At 68.1% G+C, this 11325-nt stretch carries 10 protein-coding genes; 6 read left to right on the top strand and 4 right to left on the bottom strand.

Annotated elements, in window-relative coordinates; genetic code table 11:
- The 5 genes from tmk to VJ307_03910 all read left to right on the top strand — a co-directional run.
- Positions 1-617 (top strand): dTMP kinase (gene tmk / locus VJ307_03930; GenBank protein ID HJX73284.1); only part of this gene is annotated, 617 nt, incomplete at its 5' end.
- Entirely contained in the window at positions 611-1591 is a 981-nt protein-coding gene (gene holB, locus VJ307_03925; GenBank protein ID HJX73283.1) for a DNA polymerase III subunit delta', read from the top strand. The genes tmk and holB, both read left to right, overlap by 7 nt.
- Before the next feature lie 8 nt (positions 1592-1599).
- Positions 1600-2346: a regulatory iron-sulfur-containing complex subunit RicT gene (ricT, locus tag VJ307_03920; GenBank protein ID HJX73282.1), complete on the top strand. Its 747-nt coding sequence runs from the start codon at positions 1600-1602 to the stop codon at positions 2344-2346.
- A gap of 755 nt (positions 2347-3101) precedes the next feature.
- On the top strand, positions 3102-4652 hold the full coding sequence (gene metG, locus VJ307_03915) for a methionine--tRNA ligase (protein ID HJX73281.1): 1551 nt from the start codon (positions 3102-3104) through the stop codon (positions 4650-4652).
- Between the two features lie 25 nt (positions 4653-4677).
- On the top strand, positions 4678-6048 hold the full coding sequence (locus VJ307_03910; protein HJX73280.1) for a TatD family hydrolase: 1371 nt from the start codon (positions 4678-4680) through the stop codon (positions 6046-6048).
- A 36-nt stretch (positions 6049-6084) separates the two neighbouring features.
- Here VJ307_03910 and VJ307_03905 read toward each other — a convergent pair whose 3' ends face one another.
- Positions 6085-7050: an HD domain-containing protein gene (locus VJ307_03905; protein HJX73279.1), complete on the bottom strand. Its 966-nt coding sequence runs from the start codon at positions 7048-7050 to the stop codon at positions 6085-6087.
- Between the two features lie 3 nt (positions 7051-7053).
- Positions 7054-8649 carry a hypothetical protein gene (locus VJ307_03900; GenBank protein HJX73278.1) on the bottom strand — a complete coding sequence of 532 codons (1596 nt, stop codon included), beginning with the start codon at positions 8647-8649 and terminating at the stop codon, positions 7054-7056.
- Between VJ307_03900 and VJ307_03895 the strand changes: the two genes are divergently transcribed.
- The gene (locus tag VJ307_03895) at positions 8642-9157 is read left to right on the top strand and encodes an LEA type 2 family protein (protein HJX73277.1); all 516 of its coding nucleotides are present in this window, start codon (positions 8642-8644) and stop codon (positions 9155-9157) included. The two genes, VJ307_03900 and VJ307_03895, sit on opposite strands and share 8 nt — an antisense overlap.
- Here the strand turns inward: VJ307_03895 and VJ307_03890 are convergent.
- Both VJ307_03890 and VJ307_03885 read right to left on the bottom strand, forming a co-directional pair.
- On the bottom strand, positions 9150-10118 hold the full coding sequence (locus VJ307_03890; GenBank protein ID HJX73276.1) for a D-glycerate dehydrogenase: 969 nt from the start codon (positions 10116-10118) through the stop codon (positions 9150-9152). The genes VJ307_03895 and VJ307_03890 overlap by 8 nt on opposite strands.
- A 667-nt stretch (positions 10119-10785) precedes the next feature.
- The coding region (locus VJ307_03885; GenBank protein HJX73275.1) for an FtsX-like permease family protein at positions 10786-11325 on the bottom strand (540 nt) is incomplete at its 5' end.

Raw genomic sequence — 11325 nt, 5'->3', positions numbered from 1 at the left:
CGTTCGTAACGTTCGAGGGGATCGAGGGTTCCGGCAAGACGACGCAGCTCCGCCTTCTGTCGGAATATCTCGCCGGACAGGGGATCCCCCACGTCGTGACCCGGGAGCCGGGCGGAACCCCCCTGGCCGACGAGGTCCGCCGGCTTCTGCTCTCCCGGCGCGAGGAGCATGTCTTCCCGGAGACCGAACTCCTCCTGTACGAGGCCGCGCGCGCCCAGCATGTCCGCGCGTTCATCCTCCCCGCCCTCTCCTCCGGGAAAGCCGTCCTGTGCGACCGTTTCTTCGACGCCACCTCCGCCTACCAGGGGTTCTCCCGGGGGATCGATGATGCGCGGATCCAGGAGATGAACGCCTTCGCCTCCGGGGGGCTTGTCCCGGACCTCACCCTCCTCTTCGACATCGACCCCGAAACCGGATTCCGGCGCATCCACGGACGGGGAACGAAGCACGACCGGATCGAATCCGAGACGATCGGATTCCACCGGAAAGTCCGGGAAGGGTACCTCCGCCTGCAGGAGAGGCATCCGGACCGGATCGTCCGGATCGACGGGACCCCCCCGGCCGACGAGGTGTTCCGTCGCGTGCGGGCGGGGATTGCGGCGCGCCTCCGATGGTAGGGACATTCGGGGGGATACGGGGGCAGGACCGGGCGGTGGCCCTCCTTGCGCGCTACCTCGATTCCGGGAGGATCCCTCCCGGCCTCCTGTTCTTCGGGGAGGAGGGGATCGGGAAGGAAAAGGCGGCCCATGCCTTCGTTTCGGCCCTCTTCTGCCGGAACCGGGGGCCGGCCGGCGGGTGCGGCACATGCCATGACTGCCGTCTTCTTTCCTCCGGATCCCACCCGAATTTCCTGACCGTCTCCCCGGAGAACCAGAATATTTTGATCGAGGAGATCCGCCTCCTCCAAGAAGAGCTTTCGCTCAAGGCGTTCTCGGACCGGCCCCGCGCCGTCGTCATCGTCCCCGCCGACCGGATGACCGTCCAGGCGGCGAACGCGCTTCTCAAGACGCTCGAGGAGCCCCCGCCGGGGACGCACCTTCTCCTCGTCGCGCACCGGATCTCCCGCCTCCCCCCCACGATCGTCTCCCGCTGCCAGAAGATCCCCTTTTCCCCCCTTTCGACAAGGGATGTGGAGGAGATCGTGGCCGGCATCCCCGGGGTCGGCGACAGCCATTCCCCCGGGGAGATCCGGACCGCGGCGGCCTGCTCGGGGGGAAGCCCCGGAAGAGCCCTCGATGTGCTGGAAGAGGCGGAAGACGAGCGGGAACGATGGATCCGGCTCCTTTCGTCGCCCGACCCGGCAGCCATCACCGCGGCCGCCGCGTCGTGGAAGGGGGCTTCGGACCTCTCCCGGAAGGTCGCGGCCCCCCTCTCCATCGTGCGGGACCTCGCCCTACTATCTTCCCGCGCGGAAATGGGTATAATAAACGAGGATTTGAAGGACGCGCTGCGGGCCGCCGCCGGCCGCAAGACCCCGGAGGGGTGGAGCCGTGCGCTCCAGGCGCTTCTTTCCATGTCCCGCATGCCTCCTCAGGCGCAGAAGCAGCTCATGGTGGAGGCATTTTTGTTCGAATTTCACGGGAAGGGGTAGGTTCCGAAATGGATCTGGCGGGCATCCGGCTCCGCGGCTTGTGCAAGACGAGCCATTACGACTGCACCGGGATCCCTCTCGGCAAGGGGGACTACGCGGTCGTGATGACCGAGCGCGGCCCGGTCCTGGGGGAAGTCGTCCAGCGGATCGACGGCGTATCCCTCGCCTCGCGCAAGGCCCCGTTCCCGAAGGTGGTCCGGACGGCCTCCGCCGACGACCTCCACGCGCACCAGGAAAACGCCCGGCGCGAGACGGACGCCCATGCCTATTGCCTCTCCCGGATCGAATCGAGAAAGCTCCCGATGAAGCTCGTGCGGACCGAGGTTCTCCTCGACCGGAGCAAGGCGATCTTCTACTTCACGGCGGACGGCCGGATCGATTTCCGGGAGCTGGTCAAGGACCTGGCCCACGAACTGCGCACCCGCATCGAGATGCGCCAGGTCGGCGTCCGCGACGAGGCGAGGATGGTGGGGGGGATCGGCCCTTGCGGCAAGGAGCTCTGCTGCTCCTCCCATCTCTCCGACTTCGAGCCGATCACCGTGAAGATGGCCAAGGACCAGGGGCTCGCGCTCAACCCGGCGAAACTCTCCGGCGTATGCGGCAGGCTGATGTGCTGCCTCATCTACGAGCACGACTCGTACACCCGGAACCGTGCGTGCGGGACGTGCGCGGCGGATCGGAACGTCCCGGAGCCCCAGGCCTCCGAGGGGACGGAGGACCTCTCGTTCCGGTTCGGCGACGAGGAGGGGAGTTAATGGGCGGGGACACTCCTCCAACCGTACCTCGAGGAATGTCGCCGGTGGATCGCTCCGCAGCCTCGGAGGGGGGCTCCGTTCGTGGCTCGCCGTGCGGTGGACCCGCACGGCTGCGCTTACCCTCACTGCGCCCCCGCTCCTTCGGCTTGCTGCGCCGGCAATCGGGGACCCTAGGCGATGCGGGGGGGTCGACGAGGCGGGGGGACACTCCCAGGGGGGACATTCCTGGCTTTTATCTTCCCCCGTCTCAGGAGTGTCCCCCCCCATGTTGAGGAGTGTCCCGCTGAAGGGAAGAAATCGCGTCGAGCGGAACCGGCAGCGAGCGGGCGCAAGGTCGCGAGCGTAGCCTTTGGGGACCCCCCGGCCTCCAGAGGTCCGTTCCTGAAGAGGCCGTGCACCGAGAGGGTCGATGCGCCCCGTCCGGCGAGGCGCCCGGCCGAGGCGTACCCGCCGCGGTACGGTGAGGGCGGGCAACGAAGCCGGCGGGGATGCAGCGGCCCTCGAATGCCGGGATCTGAGGGAATGGATCTCTGGAGGCCGGCGAGCCAGGGGCCCCGGGATCCGGCACTCGCAGCCGGGCGCACGACCGCTGCGCCCGGTACCGGAGACCCTAGGCGATGCGGGGTGTTCCCCGCAGCAGCCTATGGAGCGAGGTGGAAATTGCATCGAGCGGAACGGCAGCGAGCGGGCGAAGGTCGCAAGCGTAGCGGAGACGAAGCCGCCCGCGAGCACCTGGCACCGGGAGGCACGCACAGGTGAAGGGGACGTTCTACATCACGACCCCGATCTACTACGTGAACGACGTCCCCCACATCGGCCACGCCTACACGACGATCGCCTGCGACGCGCTCGCGCGGTGGCACCGGATGAAGGGGCAGAGGGTCTTCTTCCTCACGGGGACCGACGAGCACGGGGAGAAGGTGAACAAGAGCGCGACCCGGCAGGGGATCTCCCCGAAGGAACTCGCCGACCGCGTCGTCACCCGCTTCCAGGGGCTCTCCCCCGCGCTCACCATCAGCAACGACGGCTTCATCCGGACATCCGAGCCGCGCCACTACGCCTCCGTCCAGGACATCTTCCGGAAATCGCTCGCCAACGGGGACATCTACCCGGGGACGTACGAGGGGTGGTACTGCACGCCCTGCGAGTCGTACTGGACCGACCTGCAGCTGGTCGACGGGTCGTGCCCGGACTGCCGGAGGCCGGCGGAGAAACGGAAGGAGCCGTCGTACTTCTTCCGGCTGTCGAAATTCCAGAAGCCGCTTCTCGCGTTCTACGAGAAGAATCCGAAATTCATCCGCCCGGAGAGCCGCCGGAACGAGGTCATCGCCTTCGTGGAGGGGGGGCTTACCGACCTCTCCGTGTCGCGCACCTCGCTCACGTGGGGAATCCCGGTCCCCGGCGCGGAAGGACACGTCATCTACGTCTGGTACGACGCCCTGACGAACTACATCACGGGGCTGGGGTACCCGGAGCGCACCGAGGCGTTCACCGACTTCTGGCCGGCCGATATCCACATGGTCGGGAAGGACATCCTCCGGTTCCACGCCATCTACTGGCCGGCGTTCCTCCTGTCCGCCGGCATCGCGCCTCCCCTGGGCGTCTTCGCCCACGGATGGTGGACCGTCGAGGGGCAGAAGATGAGCAAGTCGCTGGGCAACGTGGTCGACCCGTACGAGATGGTGGAGAAGTACGGGGCCGACGCCTTCCGCTACTTCCTGCTCCGCGAGGTGCCGTTCGGGAAGGACGGCGACTTCACCCGGAAGGCGCTCGTGGACCGGATCAACTCCGACCTCGCGAACAACCTGGGAAACCTCCTCAACCGGTCGCTCAACATGCTGGGGAAATATTTCGGGGCCGTCGTCCCCTCCCCGTCCGCGCCCGAACCTTCCGACGACCGGCTGACCGGCGCCGCCCGCGAGATCCTGCCCGCTGCGGACGCGGCGATGGAGGAGGTGGAGTTCCACAAAATCCTCGCGGCCATCCAGAGCCTGTCCGACACGGCGAACAAGTACATCGACACGAACACCCCCTGGTCCCTGGCGAAGGACCCCGCGAAGAAGGACCGGCTCGGGACCGTCCTCTACAACGCCCTCGAGGCGGCCCGGGTCTGCGTCCTGCTGATGTCCCCGTTCACCCCCGCGGCCGGGCAGCGGATGTGGGAGGCGCTCGGATGCGACGGCAGGGTGGAGCAGGCGACCCTTTCCGAGGCGGGCCGCTGGGGGACCCTGCGCGTCGGGGCCACGCTCCCCCGCTCCGTGATCGCCTTTCCCCGGATCGAGGAGGCCGGCGGGGGACGCTCCTGAGAGGGGCTGACCGAAGCGAAGCCCGATGTTTTTCGACACACACGCCCACCTGGATCTTCCGCCGCTCTGCGACGCGGAGGATGACGTCGTCCGCCGGGCCCGCGAGGCGGGGGTGGCCCACATCGTCACGATCGGGATCCACCCGAGGAGCGACGAGAAGGCGACCGAGATCGCCCACCGTCACGGAGGGGTCTACGCGGCCGTGGGGCTCCACCCGCACGACGCCTCCGAATGCTCGGAGGAACTCCTTTCGCGTCTCGACCTCCTCTCGCGGTGCGACAAGGTGGTCGCGGTCGGCGAGACGGGGCTCGACTTCTTCCGGGACCGGTCCCCGAGGGACGCGCAGCGCGCCGCGTTCCGGGAGCAGATCCGCCTCGCCCGGAAGCGAAATCTCCCCGTGGTCGTCCACGACCGGGACGCCCACGAGGAGGTGCTTTCCCTCCTCGCGGAGGAGGGGGCCTCCGAAGTGGGGGGGATCATCCACTGCTTCTCCGGGGACCTGGCGATGGCGCGCCGGGCGATCGGGATGAACTTCCTCATTTCTTTGCCGGGGGCGATCACCTACAAGGGGTCCGAGACCCAGGCGGAGGCGGTCCGCCGCCTCCCGCTCGAGAAGCTGCTGATCGAGACCGACAGCCCGTTCCTGGCCCCGGTCCCGCACCGGGGGAAGACGAACGAGCCCTCGTACGTCCCCCTCGTGGCGAAACGGATCGCCGAGATCAAAGGGCTGTCCGTCGAGGACGTGGCCCGGGTCACCACGATGAGCGCGAAGCGGATCTTCCGGATCCCCGCCGACGAGGAGGTCCGCATCGCGTACCGGATCCGGAACTCCCTGTACCTGAACATCACCAACCGGTGCACCAACGTATGCACGTTCTGCGCGAAGCGGGGCGACTTTCACGTGAAGGGACACTACCTGAAGCTTCCCGGGGAACCCGGCGTGGGCGAGGCGATCGCGGAGGTCGGCGACCCCGCCGTGTACGACGAGGTCGTCTTCTGCGGGTTCGGGGAACCGCTCCTCCGGCTCCCGGAGGTCAAGGAGATCGCCGCTGCGCTCAAGGCGAAGGGCGCCACGATCCGGGTCAACACCGACGGGCTGGCGAACCTCGTCCACGGGCGCAACGTCCTGCCGGAGCTCGCCGGCCTGGTCGACGCCCTCTCCGTTTCCCTCAACGCCCCCGACGCCGCGACTTACGCCCGGATCTGCCCGAACCGGTACGGAGAGGCCTCCTTCGCCGCCCTCCTCGACTTTCTCCGGGAGGCGCCCAGGCACATCCCCTCGGTCACGGCGACCGCCGTGGCCCTCCCCGCCCTCGACCACGGGGCGGTGCGCCGGCTGGCGGAATCGATCGAAGGCGTCATCTTCCGCCTCCGGGCCTTCGACGAGGTGGGCTGACCCGGCCCCGTGTCCCCCGGGGAAACGGCGGGGCCTTTACTTCTTTTCCCTCTTCCCCGCGAACAGGGTTCTCTCGAACATCCGCTGGTAGTCGGTCCAGCTCGCCCCCTCCCGCAGGTCCCCGACCGCCTCGAGGAAGGCGTTGGCCTTCGAGTCCATGTTTTCGACGAAGTGCAATAGGATCGCCTCGAGGGTCTTGGGCCGCTTCGGGGAACCGTACTCGAGCTCCCCGTGGTGGGAGAGGACCATGTGCTTCAGGAGCATCGTCTTGTCGGCGGGGAACCCCTCGATCCGCGCGCACTCCGCGGCCACCCACTCGGCGCCCATGTACAGGTGCCCGAGCAGGCGCCCCTCGTCCGTGTAGTCGAACGCCCCCTCGTAGGAGAGCTCCCCTACTTTCCCGATGTCGTGGAGGAGGGCGCCGGCAATCAGCATGTCGGCGTCCACCCCTTCGTAATGCCCGGACAGGAAACGGCAGATCGCGGCGACCGAGACCGTGTGCTCCAGCAGCCCCCCGATGTAGTCGTGGTGCATGCTCTTCCCCCCCGGGGCCTGCCTAAACCGTCGAGCCGTCTCCGTCGACGGGGGGTCCGGGAAGACCTGCCGGAGCAGCCGGGAGAGGTCCGGATCCGCGATCCCCCCCACCAGCCCCTGCAGTTCTTGCCAGAGAAGGTCGATCCCCTTCCGGGTCACGGGGAGAAAATCGGAGAGGTCCGCCTCCCCTTCCACCCTCCGGACATCCTGCACCTTGAGCTGGATCCGCCCCTGGTACTGGATGGCGCTCCCCGTCGCCTCGACGATGTCGTCCCGGTCGAACCGCTTCGCGATCTCCTCGGCCCGGTCCCAGACGCGGCACTCCACCTGGCCGGTCCGGTCGCGCAGGGAGAGGTTGATATACGGCTTCCCGGAGTTGCTGGAAAGAACCGCCTTGTTGCTCACCAGGAAAAGGTCCCTCACCTGCTCCCCTTCCTGGATGTCCTTCACGAATTTCGTCTTGGGCATCGCCTATCCCGCCTTTTCGCCGGAGAATTTTCCCAGGATGCAAAGCGCCGCACGGATCCCGTCCACCGCGGAAGAGACGATCCCCCCCGCCTGCCCCGCCCCCTCTCCCACAGGATACAGCCCTTTTACGGTAACCGACTCATAATTCTCCCGCTCGATCCGCACGGGGGAGGAGGTGCGCGACTCGACCGCGTACAGGGTCCCCTCCTGGGAGAGGAACCCGCGCATCGACTCCCCGAACTTCCCCAGCGCGTACCGGATGTCTTCCTCCACCCGGGGCGGCAGGATGCCGGCCAGGTTCGCCCGCACGACCCGGGGGGCAAGCGCCCTCCCCCGGGAGAGGTTGAGATTTTTCCCCGTGAGGAAGGACGATAGATTCATGGCGGGGACGCCGAAATCAGCGCCCCCTTTCCGGAAGGCGCGGGCCTCGATGATCCTCTGCAGGTCGACGCCCGCCAGGACGTCGCCGGTCCCGTAATCGTCCTCCGTCACGGCCGCCACGATCCCGCTGCTGGCGAACCCCGAGTTCCTCGCATGGGCGCTCATCCCGTTCACGGGCAGCTCCCCGGGCCCGGACGAGGCGGTCATCACCTCGCCTCCGGGGCACATGCAGAAGGAGTAGACCGCGCGCCCGGAGGGAGTGCGCGCCGTCAGTCGGTAGTCGGCGGGGGGCAGACCGGGATTCCCCGCCATTCTCCCGTACTGGATCCGGTCGATCCGCTCCTGGGGATGCTCCACGCGGAACCCCACGGCGAATGGCTTCGCGGAGATCCGGACCCCTTGGGAAAGAAGCATCCGGACCGTGTCCCGGGCGGAGTGCCCGATCGCCAGCACGAGGTTTTCGCAGGGAAATTCTTCGCCGCTGGACAGGCGGACCGACCGGAGGGACCCGCCCCCCGTCCCGATCCCGTCGACCCGGGCCCCGAACCGGACCTCGACCCCCAGCGAGGCAAGTTTCTCCCGCATCCGGACGCAGAACTTCCGGAGGCGGTCCGTCCCCACGTGCGGTTTCGCCTCCCGGGGCAGATCCGGAAGGCCGGAAAATTTGGCGAAGACGCCGATCACGTGCTCGACCAGCGGATCCCCGATCCGCGTGGTCAGCTTCCCGTCGGAAAACGTCCCCGCACCGCCCTCCCCGAACTGCACGTTGCTCTCCGGGTCCAGAACCCCTTCCTTCCAGAAGACGGCCACCTGCCGGGAACGCTCCTCGACCGGACGCCCTCTCTCCAGAAGAATCGGCGGCGCGCCGTGCCCGGCGAGGGTGAGGGCGGCGAACAGGCCGGCGGGGCCGGCCCCCACGACGACCGGCCGCACGCGCGGGGGAGGGACGGGGACTCGGGGAAACGGGTCGGGTGCGGGGAGAAGGGGACGCGCCGAGGAAACCCGGGCGCAGACCTCCCCTTCGAGGGCGGGGGAGCCGAGGGAAACATCCACCGCGTAGACACGCCGGATCGACCCCTTGCGCCTTGCGTCGATCCCGCGGCGGACGACGGAAAAATGCACCACCTCGTCCCCGGGAACTCCTATAATGAGAATAACTTTCGAGAGGAGGTCCTCTTCCGGGAAGCCCAAGGGAACCCGGATATCGGAGATGCGCACGCCCAAGCGGATCTACCTCCTTCTCCTCCTGCCCCTCGCGATCTCCCCGCTCTCCTGCAGAGGCATGGTCAAGGAAATGTTCAAAACACCGAAGGTCCGTCTGATCGACGTGACGCTCATGTCGAACCCGCTCACCGACCCCGGGAAGCCGTGGAATCTCTCCCTGATCCTCGAGGTGGACAATCCGAACGACTATCCCCTGAACGTCTCCTACGTCGCCTATACCGCGATCATCGGCCGGGAAACGGTCGCGGGAGGGGAGCACCGCGACGACATCCGTATCGGGGCGTCGGGACTGACCGTGGTGAAGGTGCCGTTCTCCCTCCGTCCCGAATTGATCGTAACCGCCGCCCGGGACGCTCTCCTGGGCCGGTCCGTCACCTACGAGTTCAACGGATCCGTCGGCTTCCACACCCCGATGGTCGGCGTCGTCCGGATCCCCTTTTCCAAGACGGGGGGGTTCGACCCGGCCGAGATCCTGAGACGGAAGGGGTTCGGCTTCAATTGACGGGACACGGGGGGTCGCCCCCCGAGAGGACGGCCAGCAGATTTTCGGTGGCCAACCCCCCCATCCGCTCCCGGGTCTCCGTCGTGGCGCTTCCCAGGTGGGGAAGGAGCACCGCGGAGGGGGCGCGTAGCAGCCCGGGGTGGATCTTCGGCTCCTTCTCGTAGACGTCCAGACCCGCCGCGAAGATACGCCGCTCGCGGAGCGCCTCGGCAAGCGCCTTCTCGTCGACCACCTCCCCGCGTGAGACGTTCACCAGGACCGCCTCCCTCTTCATCCTCCGCAGGCGATCCCGGCCGATCATCCCCCGCGTCTCCGGCGTGAGCGGGACGCAGAGCACGACGAAATCGCTCGCCGATAGCAGTTCGTCAAGCCCCGCGTACCGGACTTGGAGGGCGTTCTCCCGCGCCTTCGGGAGCCGGTTACGGTTGTGATAGAGGACCCGCATCTCGAACCCCCTCGCGCGCCCGGCGATGGCGCTGCCGACCTTGCCCATCCCGACGATCCCCAGCGTCCTCCCGAACACGGGAACCCCCAGAAACCCCCACGGGTCCCACCCCGAGAACTTCCCCTCCCGAAGAAACCGCTCCGATTCGGAGAACCTGCGCGCGGCCGCCATCAGGAGCCCGAACCCGAGGTCCGCGGTCGCCTCGGTGAGGACGTCGGGGGTGTTGCAGACGCGGATCCTCCTGCGCGTCGCCTCCGCCACGTCGATGTTGTTGACCCCCACGGCGAAGTTGGACACGACCCGCAGCGTCTTCCCCGCGGCGTCCATGAGGGCGGCGTCGATGCGGTCCGCCAGCGTGGAGAGGATGCCGGAGGCGCCGCGGACCTTCCCGAGCAGTTCCTTGCGGCGCATCGGCCCGTCGCGGTCCGACAGCACCGCCTCCGCCTTCTCCCCGATCCTCGACAGGGAAACCCCGGGCAACTTCCGCGTGATCACCACTTTCGGTCTGTCGCTCATTCTGAACCCTCTCCGGGAGGTCCGCATTGCCCTTCTGCGAAAAGGTCGATCCATTATACAGAGGGAGCACCCCGTCGAAAGCCGGGAAACCTCCGCGGGGGAGTCCGGGGTAGGACCGCGACCGGAGGACCCTGGCTTGCGGGGGATTCCCCTCCGCTACGCTCGCGACCTTGCGCCCGCTCGCTGCCGATTCCGCTCGACGCAATTTCTGCCTCGCTCCATAGGCCGCTACGCGGAACCCCCCGCTGCGCCCCGGGTCCTCCGGTTGCCGGCGCACTCGCGTCCGGGCGCACCGTGGGCGGAGCAGGCCGAAGGAGGAGGGCGGAGTGAGGTTAAGCGCAGCCGTGCAGGTTCACCGCACGGCGAGCCACGAACGGAGCCCCCTCCGAGGCCGCGAAGCCGCTCCCGGCGCCCTCGTAACGGGGCGCGCAGATGCGGCACCCCAAGCAGGGGAGGAAGAGTTCTTATGAACGTCCCTGTTCTTGCCGGCCTCCAGAGGCCCGTTCCTGAAGAGTCCGTGCACCGAGAGGGCCGATGCGCCCTGTCCGGCGAGGCGCCAGACCGAGGCGTACCCGCAGCGGTACGGCGAGGGAAGGCAACGAAGCCGGCAGGGATGCAGCGGGACTCGAATGCCGGAATCTTCCGGGAATGGGCCTCTGGGGGCCGGCTACTCGTGCCGCAGGGCCTCGATGGGGTCGAGCCGCGACGCCTTGCGGGCCGGGTAGAACCCGAAGAAGATCCCGACCGCGGCGGAGAAGCTGAACGCGACGAGGACGGCCCCGGGCGAGATGAGCGTGGACCAGCCGGCGAACCGCGAGATGAGGAGCGACCCCCCGATCCCCAGAAGGATCCCGATCGCCCCGCCCGCCACCGAGAGGAACACCGCCTCGATCAGGAACTGGACCAGGATGTCCCGCTCCTTCGCCCCCACGGCGAGCCGGATCCCGATCTCGCGCGTCCGCTCCGTGACCGAGACCAGCATGATGTTCATGATCCCGATCCCGCCCACGAGGAGCGAAACCGAGGCGATCGCCCCCAGCAGCAGGCTCATGACCCGCGTCGAGGCTTCCGCGACCTCGAGCATCTCCGAGAGATTGCGCACGGAGAAGTCCTCCTCCTGGCCGCTGCCGATCCGGTGCCGCTGCCGGAGAAGGGACACCACTTCCCTCTCCGCCGCGTCGATGCTCTCCCGGTCGACGGCCTGGAC

Source organism: Candidatus Deferrimicrobiaceae bacterium (assembly GCA_035256765.1).
Classification (GTDB): Bacteria; Desulfobacterota; Deferrimicrobia; order Deferrimicrobiales; family Deferrimicrobiaceae; genus CSP1-8.
The sequence above is the reverse complement of the archived record's forward strand: the minus strand, read 5'-3'. Positions and strand labels throughout refer to the sequence as shown.

What these genes read in the sequence shown, in the direction of transcription:
- VJ307_03895 (HJX73277.1), top strand. Translation starts at nt 8,642, where the DNA reads ATGCGCACGCCCAAGCGGATCTACCTCCTTCTCCTCCTGCCCCTCGCG.
- VJ307_03890 (HJX73276.1), bottom strand. Translation starts at nt 10,118, where the DNA reads ATGAGCGACAGACCGAAAGTGGTGATCACGCGGAAGTTGCCCGGGGTT.
- holB (HJX73283.1), top strand. Translation starts at nt 611, where the DNA reads ATGGTAGGGACATTCGGGGGGATACGGGGGCAGGACCGGGCGGTGGCC.
- VJ307_03905 (HJX73279.1), bottom strand. Translation starts at nt 7,050, where the DNA reads ATGCCCAAGACGAAATTCGTGAAGGACATCCAGGAAGGGGAGCAGGTG.
- ricT (HJX73282.1), top strand. Translation starts at nt 1,600, where the DNA reads ATGGATCTGGCGGGCATCCGGCTCCGCGGCTTGTGCAAGACGAGCCAT.
- VJ307_03910 (HJX73280.1), top strand. Translation starts at nt 4,678, where the DNA reads ATGTTTTTCGACACACACGCCCACCTGGATCTTCCGCCGCTCTGCGAC.